At 65.4% G+C, this 16,871-nt stretch carries 15 protein-coding genes; 3 read left to right on the top strand and 12 right to left on the bottom strand.

Going from position 1 to position 16,871, the window contains the following annotated elements:
- Positions 1 to 85 precede the first annotated feature (85 nt).
- Entirely contained in the window at positions 86 to 1,543 is a 1,458-nt protein-coding gene (locus OCK02_RS06945; protein WP_263812390.1) for a glutamate synthase subunit beta, read from the top strand.
- Between the two features lie 119 nt (positions 1,544 to 1,662).
- Here OCK02_RS06945 and OCK02_RS06940 read toward each other — a convergent pair whose 3' ends face one another.
- The 4 genes from OCK02_RS06940 to OCK02_RS06925 form a co-directional block, all read right to left on the bottom strand.
- Positions 1,663 to 2,079, bottom strand: coding sequence for a VOC family protein (locus OCK02_RS06940; RefSeq protein WP_230806903.1), 417 nt, complete (start codon positions 2,077 to 2,079; stop codon positions 1,663 to 1,665).
- Between the two features lie 47 nt (positions 2,080 to 2,126).
- Positions 2,127 to 2,591: a DUF1851 domain-containing protein gene (locus OCK02_RS06935; RefSeq protein WP_263812389.1), complete on the bottom strand. Its 465-nt coding sequence runs from the start codon at positions 2,589 to 2,591 to the stop codon at positions 2,127 to 2,129.
- A gap of 54 nt (positions 2,592 to 2,645) precedes the next feature.
- Positions 2,646 to 3,848, bottom strand: coding sequence for a DUF459 domain-containing protein (locus tag OCK02_RS06930; RefSeq protein ID WP_263812388.1), 1,203 nt, complete (start codon positions 3,846 to 3,848; stop codon positions 2,646 to 2,648).
- 178 nt (positions 3,849 to 4,026) lie between these two features.
- Positions 4,027 to 5,250 carry a lytic murein transglycosylase gene (locus OCK02_RS06925; RefSeq protein ID WP_230806906.1) on the bottom strand — a complete coding sequence of 408 codons (1,224 nt, stop codon included), beginning with the start codon at positions 5,248 to 5,250 and terminating at the stop codon, positions 4,027 to 4,029.
- 203 nt (positions 5,251 to 5,453) lie between these two features.
- On the opposite strand from OCK02_RS06925, the gene galU reads away from it, so the two are divergent.
- Complete coding sequence (gene galU, locus OCK02_RS06920) at positions 5,454 to 6,341, top strand: UTP--glucose-1-phosphate uridylyltransferase GalU (protein WP_230806907.1); 888 nt, start codon at positions 5,454 to 5,456, stop codon at positions 6,339 to 6,341.
- A gap of 92 nt (positions 6,342 to 6,433) precedes the next feature.
- On the opposite strand, the gene OCK02_RS06915 is transcribed toward galU, so the two are convergent.
- Positions 6,434 to 7,909 carry an outer membrane beta-barrel protein gene (locus OCK02_RS06915; RefSeq protein WP_263812387.1) on the bottom strand — a complete coding sequence of 492 codons (1,476 nt, stop codon included), beginning with the start codon at positions 7,907 to 7,909 and terminating at the stop codon, positions 6,434 to 6,436.
- Positions 7,910 to 8,050: 141 nt separating this feature from the next.
- On the opposite strand from OCK02_RS06915, the gene OCK02_RS06910 reads away from it, so the two are divergent.
- Positions 8,051 to 9,046, top strand: a complete 996-nt coding sequence (locus tag OCK02_RS06910; protein WP_263812386.1) for a KpsF/GutQ family sugar-phosphate isomerase — start codon at positions 8,051 to 8,053, stop codon at positions 9,044 to 9,046.
- Positions 9,047 to 9,112: 66 nt separating this feature from the next.
- Here the strand turns inward: OCK02_RS06910 and OCK02_RS06905 are convergent, their stop codons facing one another.
- From OCK02_RS06905 to OCK02_RS06875, 7 genes are all read right to left on the bottom strand, one after another.
- Positions 9,113 to 9,571, bottom strand: a complete 459-nt coding sequence (locus OCK02_RS06905) for an NfeD family protein (RefSeq protein WP_263812385.1) — start codon at positions 9,569 to 9,571, stop codon at positions 9,113 to 9,115.
- Positions 9,572 to 9,574: 3 nt separating this feature from the next.
- Positions 9,575 to 10,582 carry an SPFH domain-containing protein gene (locus OCK02_RS06900; RefSeq protein ID WP_230807138.1) on the bottom strand — a complete coding sequence of 336 codons (1,008 nt, stop codon included), beginning with the start codon at positions 10,580 to 10,582 and terminating at the stop codon, positions 9,575 to 9,577.
- A gap of 183 nt (positions 10,583 to 10,765) precedes the next feature.
- Positions 10,766 to 11,797 carry a ferrochelatase gene (gene hemH, locus OCK02_RS06895; RefSeq protein ID WP_263812384.1) on the bottom strand — a complete coding sequence of 344 codons (1,032 nt, stop codon included), beginning with the start codon at positions 11,795 to 11,797 and terminating at the stop codon, positions 10,766 to 10,768.
- A 126-nt stretch (positions 11,798 to 11,923) separates the two neighbouring features.
- Positions 11,924 to 13,777, bottom strand: a complete 1,854-nt coding sequence (locus OCK02_RS06890; RefSeq protein ID WP_263812383.1) for a 5'-nucleotidase C-terminal domain-containing protein — start codon at positions 13,775 to 13,777, stop codon at positions 11,924 to 11,926.
- 171 nt (positions 13,778 to 13,948) lie between these two features.
- Positions 13,949 to 14,782: a PhzF family phenazine biosynthesis protein gene (locus tag OCK02_RS06885; protein ID WP_263812382.1), complete on the bottom strand. Its 834-nt coding sequence runs from the start codon at positions 14,780 to 14,782 to the stop codon at positions 13,949 to 13,951.
- Between the two features lie 43 nt (positions 14,783 to 14,825).
- Complete coding sequence (locus OCK02_RS06880; protein WP_263812381.1) at positions 14,826 to 15,194, bottom strand: hypothetical protein; 369 nt, start codon at positions 15,192 to 15,194, stop codon at positions 14,826 to 14,828.
- Between the two features lie 178 nt (positions 15,195 to 15,372).
- Positions 15,373 to 16,824: a homospermidine synthase gene (locus OCK02_RS06875; RefSeq protein ID WP_263812380.1), complete on the bottom strand. Its 1,452-nt coding sequence runs from the start codon at positions 16,822 to 16,824 to the stop codon at positions 15,373 to 15,375.
- Positions 16,825 to 16,871 lie beyond the last annotated feature (47 nt).

Below are 16,871 nucleotides of genomic sequence, written 5' to 3'. Positions count from 1 at the left end.
GCGTGCCCCTGACCGAGGACGGCCGGGGGCCATTCCACGCGCCGCGACGGCGCCTGTTGAGACACGCTTAGAGCAGGATTTGAAAATGGGTAAGGTTACAGGTTTCTTGGAGATCGATCGTCAGGTTGCGAAGTATCAGCCGGCGTCGGATCGCATCCGCCACTTCCGCGAATTCACCATCCCCATGTCGGACCAGGAGGTCCAAAAGCAGGCCGCGCGCTGCATGGATTGCGGCATTCCATATTGCCACGGCCCGACGGGTTGTCCTGTTCACAACCAGATCCCGGACTGGAACGACCTCGTCTATAGCGGCAATTGGGAACTGGCGATCCGCAACCTGCATTCGACCAACAATTTCCCGGAGTTCACCGGCCGCGTCTGCCCCGCCCCTTGCGAGGAAGCCTGCACGCTGAACCTCGAGGACATGCCGGTCGCGATCAAGACCGTCGAGCAGGCGATCGCAGACAAGGCCTACGAGATGGGCTACATCGTGCCGCAGCCGGCGACGGTAAAGACGGGCAAGAAGGTCGCCGTGATCGGTTCCGGTCCCGCCGGCATGGCGGCGGCGCAGCAGCTCGCCCGCGCCGGCCATGAGGTGCATGTGTTCGAGCGCGAGACCAAGGCCGGCGGCCTGCTGCGCTACGGCATTCCCGACTTCAAGATGGAGAAGAACTTCATCGATCGCCGCGTCGACCAGATGCGCGGCGAGGGCGTCACCTTCCATTGCGGCGTCAATGTCGGCGTCGACAAGAAGATGGACGAACTGCTCGCCGAGTTCGACGCCGTGCTCTACTGCGGCGGCTCGGAGACGCCGCGCGACGCCGGCATCCCGGGCGTCGACTTCGCCGGTGTCCACGACGCGATGCCCTACCTCGTCCAGCAGAACCGCCGCGTCGGTCGCGAGAACATCGACAGCGTCGGCTGGCCTTCCGATCCGATCCTTGCCGGCGGCAAGCACGTCGTCGTCGTCGGCGGCGGCGACACGGCGTCCGACTGCGTCGGCACCGCCTTCCGCCAGGGCGCCGTCAAGGTGACCCAGCTCGACATCCGCCCGCAGCCGCCGGAAAAGGAAGACAAGCTGGCCATCTGGCCGTTCTGGGCCACGAAGATGCGGACCTCGTCCTCGCAGGCCGAGGGTGCCGTGCGCGAATTCCAGGTCGGCACGCTCGAATTCGTCGGCGACGAGGACGGTGTGCTCACCGGCGTGAAGTGCTGCCAGGTGGACGATCGCCGCAAGCCGATCGCCGGCACGGAGTTCATCATCAAGGCCGACCTTGCCTTCATCGCCATCGGCTTCCGCGGCCCCTTCACCGACAGCGTTCTGGGTGACCTCGGCGAGCGGCTGACGATCCACACCGACAAGCGCGGCTCCTCCAACGTCGTCGCCAACGACCGCGACTACAAGACCTCGGTCGACAAGCTCTGGACCGCCGGCGACGTCCGCCGCGGCCAGTCGCTGGTCGTCTGGGCGATCCGCGAAGGCCGCCAGGCGGCACGCGCGATCGACGAGGCGCTGATGGGAACGACGACGCTGCCGCGCTGAGCGGGCAGGCATAGCCCAGCCTGAGCAATCGAAACCCCGCAAGCCAGAACGGCCTGCGGGGTTTTCCGTTTTCGAATGCGTGTCCCGGAGGGGCCTCAAGTGGCCGGCCGGCGGGCGCGTCAGGCGGAACTGGCAAATGCGATCAGGTTGCCGTCGGGGTCGGCGACGATGATCGTCTTCGTTCCCCATTCCTCGGTGCGCAGGGCCTGATGGAAGGTCGCGCCTGCGGCCTCGAACTCGGCCGCGAGTGCTGCCGCGTCCTCGACGATGATGGTTGCGCTCAGCGCATCGTCTTCACGGGCGCGGAAATCGGCGGCGAACGGTAGCTGGTGCACCTGGCGTAGGTTCAACTGCACGCCGTCACGGTAGACCTGCGCATAGTAGGGCGGATCGCCGTAGACGAAGGCGACGGTGAAGCCGAGCCGTTCGCCGTAGTAGTCGCAGGCGGCTTCGATGGCGGTGACGTAGAGCTGCGGTTCGACGGCGAGGAAGGTCGAGCGGTTGGTGGAAATGCCGTCTGGAGTTGGAAGTGCCATACACGTCTCCTGGGCGTTTGATCGATGTTGACCGTCGCGCGCTTGTCTCAGCCCACGAAATCTAGCTTGATAGTCGTTCCGTCTGGCAAATGCTTGGTCTGATTGTAGATATCACCGCAGAAAGATATCCATTCCAGCCAAGAGCAAAGCCACATATTGCTGACCGAGTACTCACCTCCGAATAGCGGAAGGGTCGTGAACGCGTAGCATTGCGAAGGGTTAGGTCTCATTCCAGCTTCCCAGCATGCTTCGACAAGCGGGCGTAACAGCCAGCCTTCATCGTCGAGAATACAGCTCTTCCGGAATTCGTCTTCAGACGATGCTATCTGAGAAATCGACCCTGCCGAAATCTCCAACATGTATACCGCACCGGATTCATCAGCCAAAAACAGATCGAAGCAGAGACTTGCGCCTAAGATCGTATAGTTCTTGGGTAAAATGTCCGTCCACGGAGTGAGATCTACACCGCGCACTTCATCGATCAAGAAATTTGGCGGCTTGGTGGTGCTCATGCTTGGTCCGTCAATAAACCCAACGAGTAAAAGGCTGTGGACCGTGGGGCTGCATCAATTTCCCGCCGCGGCATTGATCGCCGGGCGGAGCTTGTCCATGCGGAAGTCGTCCACCCGGCCGGCGGGGGCTTCGGCGAAATCGCCCTTTTCGATCATCCGGTCCCGCGGGCTGCGTCCGCTCGCCTTGTCGGGCGCGTTGCCGCCCAGGAGGACAAGGCCGCCGTCGAGCGTGGGATCGGTCAGGCTGATCGGCTGGGTCCTGAGGATATCGGCCGGATCGGCGGGGGCGGTGACCAGCATGTCGGACACCGCCTCGCCGCCCGGTGTCTGCCCATCCGTCGTCATCGCGTCGCCCAGCAGCCGGCGGATGTCCTTCTCGACATAGAAGGCCAGCTTGCGCTTGCCCGCCTTGGTCATCGAGATGCCGTCGGAGCCGCGCAGGCGCACCTGCTGGCCGTTAATGTCTGAGCCGGTGACGACGAACTTGCCGTCCTCGTCGACGAAGCCGTCCCAGATGTCGATGAAGGTGCCGCCGGCCTTTTCCACCGCGCTGCGATAGACCGTGTTGAACGCGGACATATCGGCGGTCATCGACGCCGTCGGGAAGGCCGGCATGCCGACCCAGAGAAGCGGTACATCCTTGGCGCGGATGTCGGTTGCGAGCTTCGCCACGCGGCGTGCATATTCCGCCGTCCAGGCCTCGCTGCGGAACTTTTCCTTGACGCTGCCGATCGTCATCATCTGGCGGTCGTTGGCGCCGATACTCAGGACGACGACCGCCGGTTTGGTCTCGTCGATCAGCCTCGGCAGCTCCTGATCCCAGTTGTAGTAGTCCTGGCGCACGAGGCCGGACGAACCGTTGGTGCGCGCCTCGATCGCCACCCCTGGCATCTGCAGGAAGGCCTCGGTCAGGCCGTCGGCGATGCCGCTTGCGACGAAATCGCCGACGATGAGGACCCGGCGGGCGTCGGCCAGTTTCTCGACCACGACGGGTGCTGCCGGTGCGGCCACCTGCGGTGCCTTCGTGCGGGACTTCGGCTTCTGGGTCCGTGCCTGATTGCGGCGAGGCTGCACCCGCTGTTGCGTGCGCGGCTGCGCCTCCGCGCGGGGCCGGCGGCGGAACCCGCCGAAGAGGAAATCGAGCACGGTGCGGCGCTGCACCCGTTCCTGCGCAACGGCGTCCGAATAGATCGCGGCCGGCGGCACGGCGATCGCAAGGCAGGCCAGAAGCACCAGCAGGCGGTGGATGCGTCCCATGCGCGGCGGGGTCCTCGTTGCTGTCGGAGCCGGGCATCCGGCATCCGTTTCGGGCGATCATCGCAAATTGCGCGGGATCGGGAAAGCGCCAATGCCCATGACGGGTGCTCCATGCCTGCGGCGCCGACGAATACGGGCGCCAATGGCGCCCGTCATGCAGCCTGCGACGAGGCCGGCGCTATTTCCGCAGGGCCTGCAGGAGGCGCGTGCTCGGCTGGCCGTCGGCCGTCAGGCCGAGCCGGCTCTGGACGGCCTCGATGGCGGCCTTGGAGCCGGAGCCGAGATTGCCGTCGACTTCCCCGTCATAGTAGCCGAGTTCCTTCAGCCGCGTCTGCAGCTCGAACTTCTCGGAAATGTCGAGGGCGCCGTCCGGGCGCGGCCAGCGCTGCTTCACGCCGCCGTAGCCGGCGAGCTGGTCGGCCAGCATGCCGACGCCCATGGCATAGGAGTTGGAGGCGTTGTAGCGCTTGATGACGAAGAAGTTGCGGGTCATCAGGAAGGCCGGGCCGTCCGCGCCGGCGGGCATCAGCAGTTCGGCACGATCGCCGCCGTTCCTGAAGCCGCTGCCGCTCGGGCGCTTGAAGCCGAGTTTCTGCCACTGCGCCAGCGTCTTCGTCTGGCCTTCGTAAGCACCGCCGCCGCGGGGCGTCACCACCTCGTAGCCCCAGGTCTTGCCTGGTTGCCAGCCGTTCTTGTGCAGCAGGTTTGCCGCCGTCGCCAGAGCGTCCGGCACCGAATTCCAGATGTCGCGATGGCCGTTGCCGTCCGCGTCGACAGCGTAGAGCAGGTAGCTCGACGGGATGAACTGGGTATGGCCCATCGCGCCGGCCCAGGAACCGGTCATCTCGGAAGCGCGGATGTCGCCGTTCTGGATGATCTTGAGGGCGGAGATCAGCTGGGTGCGGGCGAACTTGGCCCGTTTCGGGTCGGCATAGGCCAGCGTCGCGAGCGCGCGCGGCACGTAGTGGAGGCGGTCCTCCTTCGACAGCACCGCGCCGTAGTTCGATTCCATCGACCAGATGGCGAGCAGGATGTTGCGATCGACGCCATAGCGCTTTTCGACAGCGGCGAGCGTGCGGCCATACTTGGCGGCCATCTCCTGCCCGATCTTGACGGTGTAGGGGTTCACGCGCGAATCGAGGTAGTCCCAGATCTTGTGCTTGAACTCCGGCTGGTAGGCCGCCTTCTCGAGCACATCCGGATCCGGCGTCTTGACGCCCTTGAAGGCCTGCTGGTAGGTCGATTTCGAGATGCCGCTCTTGGCTGCTGTCGTGTAGAAGTTGGCGATCCATTTCTGGAAGCCGGCGTCGGCGTGTGCGGCCGTGGCGGGAACCAGGAGAGCTGCGGAGACGACAAGGGCGCGTGCGGAGCGAAGGAGCCTGGAGTTGCTAAGCTGATGCATCGGTCGTTGGTTTCCGTCTTTCGAAATTTCGACAGGGCGGAGCGGTAAGCTTCCGGTGGAAAGCTCAGCCTACAGACATGAAGTCAACAAATTCTTTACCATGGATTCCCCAGCACGTCTCTCTTTGCAAAATGATAGCAAATTGAAGCTAATGCAGCACACAGCATCCCACCGATGAGTGGTGGTACAAAACGAGGTTGATGATGGCCGAAAAGCGCAAGGTACGAAAAGCAGTGTTCCCGGTTGCGGGACTGGGAACGCGGTTCCTCCCCGCCACCAAGGCGGTTCCGAAGGAGATGCTGACCGTCGTCGACAAGCCGGTGATCCAGTATGTCGTCGACGAGGCGCTGGAGGCGGGCATCGAGCACCTGATCTTCGTCACCGGTCGCTCGAAGGCGGTCATCGAGGACTATTTCGACATCCAGGTCGAGCTGGAGCAGACGCTGCGCCAGCGCAACAAGACGGCAGAGCTGACGCTTCTGGACAGCATCCTGCCGGTTGCGGGTTCGACCAGCTTCACCCGCCAGCAGGAGCCGCTGGGTCTCGGCCATGCCGTCTGGTGCGCGCGCGATCTCGTCGGCAACGAGCCCTTCGCGCTGCTCCTGCCGGACATGATCATGAAGGCGCCGAAGGGCTGCCTGTCGGGCATGGTCGAGCTCTATGACCACGACGGCGGCAACGTCATCGCCGTGGAAGAATGCGCGCCGGACCAGGCGCACAAATACGGCATCGTCGGCGTCGGCGAGACGGTCGGCGAAGGCCGCCGGATCACCGCGATGGTGGAAAAGCCGGCACCGGGCACGGCACCTTCGAACTTCTTCATCAACGGTCGCTATATCCTGCAGCCGGAGATCTTCTCGATCCTTGCCACCCAGGAACGCGGCGCGGGCAACGAGATCCAGCTGACCGACGCCATGCTGAAGCTCCTGAAGGACCAGCCGTTCGCTGCCTATCACTTCAAGGGCGAGACCTATGACTGCGGCGCCAAGGACGGTTTCATCCTCGCCAACGTCGCCTTCGCGCTGGCGCGCGCCGACATCCGCCCCGCGGTGGAAGGCCCGCTGGCGTCGCTGCTCAAGGGCTTGAACTAAGCCGCCTGCCGTTCCGCGCCGGTTTCCGGCGCGGAACCTTCGTCCGGACCCTTGCGAGCCGGCTCGGCCTCTCTCTTCCGCAAAATCAGAGCTCAACGGCGCAGGACAAGCCCCAGCCCGGCGCGGGTGACGCCGGTGTCCTCGGTGTTCTTCTGCGTCGTCAGTTCGTAGGAGACGTCGCCGCTCAGCGCCAGGTAACGGTTGAAATTCCAGGCAAGCCCGGTGCCGACGATATAGACGTTCTGGTCGGATGCCGAGGCGGTCTGGAAATCGCGCCACTCGTAGGATCCGGTCAGCCGGGCGACAAGATTGCTGCGCACGTCCTGGGTGATCTCGCTGCTTGCGAGGTAGGAGACGTAGCCGCTCTCGCCGGGCGCGGTGGAGGGTTCGATCGAGGTCCTGAGACCCAGGTTGACGTTCGTGCCGCGCTGGGGCGACCAGTCGACCGCGCCGTCGGCGGCGAAGGCGTTGATGGCCTTCAGGCGGTCGTCGTCGTAGGTCTGGCGGTCGAAGCCGATGCCCAGTTCACCCCGCAGCTTTTCGCCGAGATCGAACTCCAGGCCGGCGCGGCCGGCATAGAGGTCGCCGGAGCGGGCGTAGCCCGACGAATCGCGCTCCTCGTCATAGCGGACGCGTCCGCCCGAGGCCTCGATGAAGGGGATCAGCGCCGGCGAGATCTCGTAGCCGATCCTGGCGGTAAGGATGCCGGTGACGGTGTTGCGATCCTTCTGCGACAGTTCGGAGCCGTCCGACAGTTCCACGTCGCCATAGGTTTCGCGGTCGACCGTTCCGCCCAGCGTGCCGCGAATCAGGCCGAAGTCGCGCTGGATCCGCGCGCCGCCGCTGAACGTCTGCACCGCCGACTGCACCGCAGCGCCCGAGATGGCGTTTGGATCGGCCATGTCCTCCCGCTCCAGGCTGTAGCCGGCGGTGAGGTTGGCCGTCGTCTCGCCGGAGAGGTCGAGCCGCAGGTCGGCGCCGATATCGACTTCGGGTTCGGTGTTGTCGCTGCTGGTGAAGTTGCGTTCGTAGGTGCCCGCGCCGTCGATCGTGAGCTGGTGGCGGGACCAGTCGGAGACGAGCGAGCCCCGCAGCGTGGTCGTGGAGAAGCTGCGGGTATCGGTCTGGTCGCCGGTCTTGGTGCGCTCGTAGCCGATGCCCTGCTCGAGCGTGGGCCGCAGCGTGAAGGTGCCGATGGCGATGCCCGGCGGATCCTCGGAATAGGGAATGGCGCCGTTGCGGAAGCCTTCGACGGAACCGGTCGGCAGGTTCTGGCGGCCGGCATCCGGCGCCGTCTCGACGGCTCCGGTCTCGATCGCATCCGGGGCGGCCGGCGCGGGCGTCTGGAAGGAGGCGCCCTGGGGGGCGGCCGTAGCTACGGCGCCCAATGCCTGCAGCGAAGCGTCCGAGCCGATGGGCTCGACGGTGCCGAGTGCGGACGGAGCTGCTTCCTGCGCCTGCACCGGGGAAACGCCGAGCAGCGCGGCGACGACGAGCGCGCCGGCAGCCGTGCGGTGCGGCGGCGCGGTCGGTCGCACCCTGTCTGGTCTGTCGTGCCGGTATGCCATGATGTTCGCAATGATTTCTGAAATTCCTAACCACAGGTAAAGCAACACGGTTAACGTTCGGTTTCCGTAGCTTACGCTGTGTGACCGTGCCGAAGGCGGCGCCAGATGGACATCGCCGGGCAAAAGCGCTAACAGGCAGCGATGATCAAAAGACAAGCTCTCGTCGAAAGCAGCGGCGCGATCGCCTCCGCGATCCGTACCGTCGAAACCGAGCGTGCCGGCCTCGAAGCCCTGGCCGACGCGCTGAACGGCTCCCTCTACGACGCCTTCTGCGAGGCGGTGCGCACGATCGGCGACATCCGGGGACGGGTCATCGTCACCGGCGTCGGCAAGTCCGGCCATATCGGCACCAAGATCGCCGCTTCGCTTGCCTCCACCGGCACGCCGGCCTTCTTCGTCCATCCCGTTGAAGCCAACCATGGCGATCTCGGCATGATCGGGCCGGACGACGTCATCCTCGCCATGTCCTGGAGCGGCGAGACCTCGGAGTTGCAGGGGATCGTCTCCTATTCCCGGCGCTTTTCGATCCCGCTGATCGCGATCACCTCCGGCGAGCGCTCGGCGCTGGCGCGCGAGTCCGATATCGTGCTGCTCCTGCCGAAGGCGCAGGAAGCCTGCCCGCACGGGCTGGCGCCGACCACCTCCACGCTGATGCAGCTTTCGCTCGGTGACGCGCTGGTCGTGGCCCTGCTCGAGGCGCGCGGCTTCACCGCCACCGATTTCAAGACCTTCCATCCCGGCGGCAAGCTGGGCGCGAGCCTGACCCATGTCGGCGACATCATGCACAGCGGCGAGAACATGCCGCTCGTGCCGCTCGGCACGTCGATGCCGGCCGCCGTGCTGCTCCTGTCGCAGAAGCACTATGGCTGCGTCGGTGTCATCGACGACGAAGGCAGGCTGGCCGGCATCGTCACCGACGGCGACATCGCCCGCAACCTGTCGCGCAACCTTGCGGAACTGAACGTCGACGACATCATGACCCGCGCGCCGAAGACGGTGAAGCCGACCACGCTCGCGACGGCGGCACTCGGGCTCCTGAACCAGCACAACATCTCGGCGCTGATCGTCACCGACGAGACCGTGCGGCCGGTCGGCATCGTGCACTTCCACGACCTCTTGCGCATCGGCGTTGCGTGAGGGCTACGGCCGAAAATTGCTGACGATCACGATCCCGCCGCGGCGGGATTTTTCGTTGCCCGATCGCTAGACCGGCTCCACCGTCAAATCCCGACCCGAGCTTGCCACGACGCGCACGCGCGTGCCGACCGGCAGGTCCGGGCCCTGCACGTTCCACATGGTGTCGTCCAGCCGGATGCGGCCGCGGCCTTCGGTGATTGGCTGGTCGAGCGTGGCGGTGCGGCCGACGAGGCTCTGGCCGCGCTGGTTCAGGAAGGGTTCGTCGGTACGCTTCTCGTTGCGGGCGACAAGCCGGCGCCCCACGAGGACGGCGGCGATGGAGAGGGCGGCGAACACGAGCCATTGCACCTGCCAGACCCACCAGCCGGTTTCCCACAGGAGCAGCGACAGGGCGCCGGTGAGAATAGCCGCGATGCCGATCCAGACGAGGAAGACGCCGGGCATCAGCACTTCCAGCGTCAAGAGCACGACGCCCAGCACCCACCAGGCCCAGGGGCCGAGCTCGGCTGCGATCTTGGCGACCATGGCTCAGCTTTCCCTCTGGGTGGTGTCGAAGGGGTTGCGCACCGCCGTGCCGGTCGCAGGCGTCGCGCCACGCGGGCGCGGCGAAGCCGGCTGCGGACCGTCGCCGAAGACCTCGCGGGCGATCGCACCGATGCCGCCGAGCGAGCCGATCAGCGCCGAGGCTTCCATCGGCATCAGCACGATCTTGGAATTCGGCGCCGCGCCAACGGTGGCCAGTGCTTCCGTGTATTTCTGCGCCACGAAGTAGTTGATCGCCTGCACGTCGCCGGCGGCGATCGCTTCCGACACCATCTTCGTCGCCTTGGCTTCGGCCTCGGCCAGCCGCTCGCGCGCCTCGGCGTCGCGGAAGGCTGCCTCGCGCTGGCCCTCGGCCTGGAGGATGGCCGACTGTTTGGCGCCCTCGGCCCGCAGAATCTGGGCGTTGCGTGCGCCTTCGGCTTCCAGCACCTGCGCGCGCTTCTCGCGCTCGGCCTTCATCTGCCGGGCCATGGCGTCGACAAGGTCCTTCGGCGGCGCGATGTCCTTGATCTCGACGCGGGTGATCTTCAGGCCCCACGGCGTGGCCGCGTCGTCGACGACGTGCAGGAGCCGTTCGTTGATCGCGTCGCGGTTGGAGAGCAGTTCGTCGAGATCCATCGAGCCCATGACCGAGCGGATGTTGGTCATGGTCAGGTTCATGACCGCATGCTCGAGATTGGAGACCTGATAGGCGGCCTGCGCGGCGTTCAGGACCTGGAAGAAGGCGACGGCGTCGGCGGCGACGCTGGCGTTGTCACGGGTGATGACCTCCTGGGTCGGCACCTCCAGCACCTGCTCCATGACGTTCATCCGCGCGCCGATCTTGTCAAAGAAGGGGATGATGAGGTTGAGGCCCGGCTGCAGGGTGCGGGTGTAGCGGCCGAATCGCTCGACGGTGTACTGGTAGCCCTGCGGCACGGTCTTGATCCCGGCAAACAGCAGCCACAGGACCAGAACGACCAGTGCCACGACAAAAATATCCAAACCGTCCAAAGACATGCCCCGACCCCTCGGCTTTACACACGGCATTCCTCCGCAGGCGGGTCCCGCGGGCAGGATTGTGCGCAGATTCAACGCGTTATCTGCGACACTCTACGCAATCCTCGCCCCAAGGCCAGCGCAAATTCGCGCCAGCCGCCGCCGTTGTCGATGAGGGATCGGGACGGCTTCGGGCGGTCAGATCCAGCCGCCGAGTTCGCGGCGGACGACCTTTTCCAGCACCGCCATGCCGTCGGGGCTGTCGTTCAGGCAGGGGATATGGGCGAACTTCTCGCCGCCGTTGTGGTGGAAGCTCTCGGCCGCCTGGCCGGCGATCTCCTCCAGCGTCTCGAGGCAGTCGGAGACGAAGCCGGGATTGAACACGGCGATGCGCCTGACGCCTTCCTGCGCCAGCCTTTCCACCGTCTTGTCGGTATAGGGCTGCAGCCATTCCTCCGGGCCGAAGCGCGACTGGAAGGTGACCTGCAGCTTCTCGCTCGACCAGCTGAGCCTGTCGCGCAGCAGGCGGGCCGTCTTCTGGCACTGACAGTAATAGGGATCGCCCTTGTCGAAATAGGACTTGGGAATGCCGTGGAACGAGGCGAGCACCACTTCCGGTTCCCAGTCCAGCGTCGAAAGATGACCGGTGATGGAGTTGGCGAGCGCCTCGATATAGGCCGGGTCGTCGTGATAGGGCGGAACCGTCCGCAGTGCCGGCTGCCAGCGCATCTTCAGGAGCGCCTCGAAGGCCTTGTCGTTGACCGTTGCCGTGGTCGCTGCCGCATATTGCGGGTAGAGCGGAAAGAGCAGGATCCGCTCGCAACCCTGCTGCTGCAGGTGCTCCAGCCGCGAGGCGATCGAGGGCTGGCCGTAGCGCATCGCCCAGTCGACGACGACCTCCGGATGGCCGGCAAGCGCCACGGACATGAGTTCCGCCTGGTTGCGGGTATAGGTGCGCAGGAAGCTCTCGTTCTTCTCCTTGTTCCAGATCAGTTCATAGGCCTTGCCCACCTTGCCCGGCCGGGTGTTGAGCACGATGCCGAACAGGATCGGATACCAGGCGATCCTCGGCCATTCGATCACCCGCTTGTCGGTGAGGAATTCCTTCAGGTAACGCCGCATCGAGGCATAGTCGGTGCCATCAGGGGTGCCGAGATTGACGAGCAGGACGCCGACCCGGCCGTGCTTGACGGAAGGATGGTCTGCGGGCTTCGGGGCGGCATTGCTCATTTTGGGTCCTGTGTACTCAGTCTGGCAGCGGCGGTGACCGCCGGAAATTCTCTGTAATCGTTCTAAAAAGAAAAGCCGGTCCGGGAAAGCCCGGGCCGGCGCAAAATGTGGAGACAAATTGTCCTTTTATTTGGCCGGGACCTCGAGCTCCGAGCCGATCGCGAGCGCGCGCGGCTTAGGATTGCCGTTCGCCTCGGAAATCCTTCGCCACTGGAACCCGTCGCCATAGGCGTCCTCGGCGAGTTCCCACAGCGTGTCGCCGCGCACCACGATGTGCTTCGAGGCGGCGGTGGACGGGGCGGGGGCTGCCGCCGGTGCGGCGGTCGCAGTGCCCGATGGCGCGGGCGTGGTCGAAGGTGCGGCGGCCGTGCCGGTGGCGGTGGCGATACGGCCATCGAGGTAGGGCTTGTAGGGCTGGTGGGCGGCGAGGTAGTCGGCGAGCACCTCGTCGAGCGTCGGGCCATAGTCGTAGGCGTTCGTCGCCGCGGTGGCGAAGATTTCATAGCCGTCGCCGCCGGCGCGCATGTAGTTGTTCGAGGCGAGCGTATAGACCTTGTCGGGATCGAGCGGGACGAAGGCGCCGCCCTCCTGCATCTCGACGGAGACGACGCGGTGACCTGCGGGCTTCGACGTGTCGAAGGTGAACTTCATGCCGGCGACCTGCGGGAACCGGCCCGCGCCGCCCTCGATCTCGCTCAGGCCGTTCTCGAGCGCTACGACAATGTCGGAGCCCTTCAGCCCGAAGGTCGACACGGTGTTCTGGAAGGGCAGCACGGTGATGACCTCGCCCATGGAGACGGGACCGGCGTCGATCGAGGCGCGCAGTCCGCCGCCATTGGTGATCACGGCGGTGACACCCTGTCCCCTGGTCCGGTCGAGCAGGGCATCGGCCAGGAGATTGCCCATCTCGCACTCGCCGGCCCGGCAGCTTTCACCCCTTCCGTCGATCGGGGCGGCGGTCTCGGCGACGATCTTCGACTTCATCTCCTCGAGCGGCCCGGCAAGCTCCTTGACCTTTGCCGTGAAGCCGGCATCCGGCGTGAAGGCAGAATCGAGCAGGATCGGCGCGCCGCTTGTCGACTTGACGTTGCCGGCATCGTCGAAGACGACCTTCAGATCGCCGAGGTATTTCGAATAGGCATAGGCCTGCACGATCGGAACGTCGACGCCGGCGGGGTTCCTGACGAAGGTCGGATAGGGGCCGATGGCCTTCTCGTCGGTGTTGGACAGAAGCGTGTGGCTGTGGCCGCCGACGATGACGTCGATGCCGTCCACGGCGCGGGCGATCTCCTGGTCGCGCCAGTAGCCGACGTGGGAAAGAAGCACGATCTTGTTGACGCCCTCGGCCTGGATCGTCGGAATGACGCTCTTGAGATAGGCGATCTCGTCTTCGAAGAAGACGCTCTTGCCGGGAGAGGACGTCTCGCCGGTGTCGGTCGCGAGCACGGAGACGATCGCCACCTTCTGGCCGCCGATATCCTTGACCACATAGCCCGGAATGCGGTTGGCGATCGGTGTGTCGGCGCCGGCGACGGTGTTGCCGGAGATGATCGGGAACGTCGCCTTGTCGAGGAACTTCGCCAGTTCCTCCGGGCCGTTGTCGAACTCGTGGTTACCGACGGCCATGGCGTCGAAGCCGATGCCGTTCATGAAATCGGCGACCGCCGCGCTCTTGTAGGCGGTGTAGAACAGCGAGCCCTGGAACTGGTCGCCGGCATCGAGCACCAGCACATTCGCGCCGGCATCGGTCAGCGCCTTGCGGCGGGCATCGATCGCAGCCTTGACGCGGGCGATGCCGCCGAAGCACGCGTTCTTGCCTTCGTCTTCAGCCGAGCAGGTGGAATCGTACTTGTTGATCGGCTCGATGCGTGAGTGCAGGTCGTTGATGTGGAGGATGTTCAGTTCGTAGTCGGCGAAAGCGGTGCCGCCGGACAGGGCCAGCAGGGACGTGGCCAAGAGGCCGATGCGAAGGCGATTCATGGGCAGGTTCTCCTGTTTCCCGCGGGAAGGCCGCTTCTCAGGCAGGGGCCGGTCGGCCCTGGTCCCCGAATGGGGCCGATGGTTTCACCGCGCAGGCGCAACTTCAAGAGGAAAACGGAAAGGGGCGGTCCCCCTGTGGAAGAGGGGTGAGCGCGGTGTCGGCGCGCGGCCTCAGTCCTGCATGATCCGCGCGGTGCCGCTGACGCGGATCGCGCTGCCCGGTTGCGGCGGAATGTCGGCATGGAGGCGCGAGCGCATGCCCATGTCCTCGCCCTGGACGATCTCGATCGATCCTTCGTGCGGCCAGCCGAGATCGCGCAGGTATCCGGCAAGGGCTGCAGTCGCCGCCCCGGTCGCCGGATCCTCGTAGACGCCGCCGGAGGCGAAGGGGTTGCGGGTGTGGAACAATTGCGGCGTTTCGGCAAAGGCAAGCAGGATCGTCGCCCAGCCCTCGCGCAGCATCACGGCCCGGGTCGCTTCGAAATCGTAGGCCATCGCGGCAAGGTGCCGGCGGGACTTCAGCGCCAGCACGAAATGGTCGGCGCCGCCATGGATCAGGGCGGGCGGGATCGCCGGGTCGAGGTCATCCCTGCCGTAGCCGAAAAGCGCCAGGATCTCCGCCGTCAGTTCGGGCGGAGCCGGCCGGCTGCGTGTCGGCGGCGATTGCAGGGCAGCGGAAACGGTACCGCCTGTCTTCTCGGCCTGGACGGAGATCCCGGCGTCGTTCAGCGTCAGCGGAAAGGTGCCGTCGCCGAATTTCAGGGCAAGGGCCGCGCCCAGGGCGATCGTCGCATGCCCGCAGAACGGAACCTCGATCCGCGGCGAAAAATAGCGCACGCGCCAGCCGTCGCCCAGTGGTGCGGCAAAGGCCGTCTCAGAAAAACCGACCTCCGCGGCGATCCGCTGCATTTCCGCAGGCGAGGGCAGGGCGTCGGCGATCAGGACGCCCGCCGGGTTCCCACCGGTCTCGCCTTCGGAAAAGGCCGCGATGCGCTGGATGTCCAAAATGGCCTCCCCGGCGCCGCCGCCGGCTCTATGAGCGTTCGCCTCAGCCCTGGCGGTTCAGCGTGAACTGGGCGCCGGAGCTCGAGGTGCAGTTCAGCTGGCGCTGGCCGACGAGCGAGCAGTTGGCCTTGGATGCCGACTTGGAAATGTTGGAGAAGAGGCTGATCTCGATCAGGCCGCCCGGCTGCTGGATATAGGTGCCGGTCGCCATGGTCGTGTTGGTGTCGGTCGTCCGGGTGGCGAACTGGCCGCCATTGAAGGTCGAGACCAGGCCGTTCGCATCCACCCATGATCCGTCCACGCCCTGCGGCGCCTGGGCGACCGGGGCATAGGTGTTCGCACGCTCCGAACTCTGGCAGGAAGCGAGCGCCGCAGCGGCGGTCAGCAGGGAAACGGCGATCAAGGGTTTCATCAGGGACTCCGTGGACTTACCCGGAAACGGGTTTCAAAAAGTCGGTCCGACCATGCCGCGATCGGACGGTGAAAGCAAGAGACGCCCCCGAAAGGGAGGTGTTATCCGCCGCGAAGGCAAACGCCCGCACGGTGGCGGGCGTTCCCTGGTCTGCGGTGCGAATCTGCTCAAACCGCGCTTATCGGAAGAGGATGTTGCGAAACTGCCACGGATCCTTGGTGTCGAGGTCTTCCGGGAACAGGCCCGGACGGCCTTCGAGCGGGGTCCAGTCGGTGTAGTGGCCCTCGACCGGGCCGAGATAGGGGCGCTGGACCTCGAGGCAGCGGCGGTAGTCCATCTCGTCGGCCTCGACGATGCCGGCCTTCGGGTTTTCCAGCGCCCAGACCATGCCGGCGAGGACGGCGGAGGTCACCTGTAGGCCGGTGGCGTTCTGATAGGGGGCAAGCTTGCGGGTCTGTTCCAGCGACAGGCGCGAGCCGTACCAGTAGGCGTTTTTGTCGTGGCCGTAGAGCAGCACGCCGAGCTCGTCGACGCCGTCGACCAGCTCGTTCTCGTCGAGGACGTGGTGGATCGGCTGGGCGTTGCCGCCATTGCCGAACATTTCATGCAGCGACAGCACCGCGTCATTGGCCGGATGGTAGGCGTAGTGGCAGGTCGGGCGGTAGGTCACCTCGCCGTCCTTGTCGCGGACGGTGAAGAAGTCGGCGATCGAGATCGACTCGTTGTGGGTGACGAGGAAGCCGTATTGCGGGCCGGGCGTCGGGCACCAGGTGCGCACGCGGGTGTTGGCGCCGGGCTGTTCCAGGTAGATCGCCGCCTTGCAGCCCTTCTTGTGCTTCTTGGCGTTCTTCGGGATCCAGTTCTCGTGGGTGCCCCAGCCGAGCTCGGCCGGCTGCAGACCCTCGGAGATGAAGCCCTCGACGGACCAGGTGTTCCAGAAGGTGTCGAGCGGCTTCGGCTTCTTGGTGCGCTGGGTGTCGCGCTCGGCGATGTGGATGCCCTTCACGCCGACCTTCTTCATCAGCTTGGCCCAGCCCTCGCGGTCGTCCTGCGCGGGAATGTCGTGCTTGACGCCGAGGTCGTTTGCCAGGTTGACGAGCGCTTCCTTGACGAACCAGGAGACCATGCCCGGATTGGCGCCGCAGGTGGAGACGGCAGTCGTCCCGCCGGGGCGCTTCGCCTTCTCCTTGCGCAGGGTTTCGCGCAGGGCGTAGTTCGTGCGGTCGGCATTCTTCATGTTCTTGTCGAAATAGAAGCCGAGCCAGGGCTCGACGACCGTGTCGATATAGAGCGCGTCGTGCTTGCGGCAGAGCTTCATCAGGTCAACGGAGCCGGTGTCCACGGAGAGGTTGACGACGAAGGCCTGTCCGCCGCCTTCGGTGATAAGCGGCTTCAGCAGTTCCTTGTAGTTTTCCTTCGTCACGAATTCGGTGACGTGGCGCGCGCCATGGCGGGCGAAGATCTCGTCGTCGGCAGCATCCTTGCGCGGCTCGATGACGATCAGGCGGTTCTTGTCGTACTTGAAGTGACGCTCGATCAGCGGCAGCGCGCCGCGACCGATGGAACCAAAGCCGATCATGATGATCGGGCCCGTGATCTCGCCGTAAACCGGATAGCTCTTCTCTGCCATTCTCTCGTTCTCCTGACGGGGCGCCGCCCGATCTCGCAAAAAGAGGG

It is taken from the genome of Rhizobium sp. TRM96647 (assembly GCF_025780115.1).
Taxonomy (GTDB): Bacteria; Pseudomonadota; Alphaproteobacteria; order Rhizobiales; family Rhizobiaceae; genus Mycoplana.
The sequence above is the reverse complement of the archived record's forward strand: the minus strand, read 5'-3'. Positions and strand labels throughout refer to the sequence as shown.

Bases quoted from the DNA above. Each gene is read 5' to 3' on its own strand.
- OCK02_RS06880 (WP_263812381.1), bottom strand. From the start codon at position 15,194: ATGAAACCCTTGATCGCCGTTTCCCTGCTGACCGCCGCTGCGGCGCTC.
- galU (WP_230806907.1), top strand. From the start codon at position 5,454: ATGGCCGAAAAGCGCAAGGTACGAAAAGCAGTGTTCCCGGTTGCGGGA.
- hemH (WP_263812384.1), bottom strand. From the start codon at position 11,797: ATGAGCAATGCCGCCCCGAAGCCCGCAGACCATCCTTCCGTCAAGCAC.
- OCK02_RS06925 (WP_230806906.1), bottom strand. From the start codon at position 5,250: ATGCATCAGCTTAGCAACTCCAGGCTCCTTCGCTCCGCACGCGCCCTT.
- OCK02_RS06935 (WP_263812389.1), bottom strand. From the start codon at position 2,591: ATGAGCACCACCAAGCCGCCAAATTTCTTGATCGATGAAGTGCGCGGT.
- OCK02_RS06945 (WP_263812390.1), top strand. From the start codon at position 86: ATGGGTAAGGTTACAGGTTTCTTGGAGATCGATCGTCAGGTTGCGAAG.
- OCK02_RS06930 (WP_263812388.1), bottom strand. From the start codon at position 3,848: ATGGGACGCATCCACCGCCTGCTGGTGCTTCTGGCCTGCCTTGCGATC.
- OCK02_RS06875 (WP_263812380.1), bottom strand. From the start codon at position 16,824: ATGGCAGAGAAGAGCTATCCGGTTTACGGCGAGATCACGGGCCCGATC.
- OCK02_RS06890 (WP_263812383.1), bottom strand. From the start codon at position 13,777: ATGAATCGCCTTCGCATCGGCCTCTTGGCCACGTCCCTGCTGGCCCTG.
- OCK02_RS06915 (WP_263812387.1), bottom strand. From the start codon at position 7,909: ATGGCATACCGGCACGACAGACCAGACAGGGTGCGACCGACCGCGCCG.
- OCK02_RS06940 (WP_230806903.1), bottom strand. From the start codon at position 2,079: ATGGCACTTCCAACTCCAGACGGCATTTCCACCAACCGCTCGACCTTC.
- OCK02_RS06905 (WP_263812385.1), bottom strand. From the start codon at position 9,571: ATGGTCGCCAAGATCGCAGCCGAGCTCGGCCCCTGGGCCTGGTGGGTG.
- OCK02_RS06910 (WP_263812386.1), top strand. From the start codon at position 8,051: ATGATCAAAAGACAAGCTCTCGTCGAAAGCAGCGGCGCGATCGCCTCC.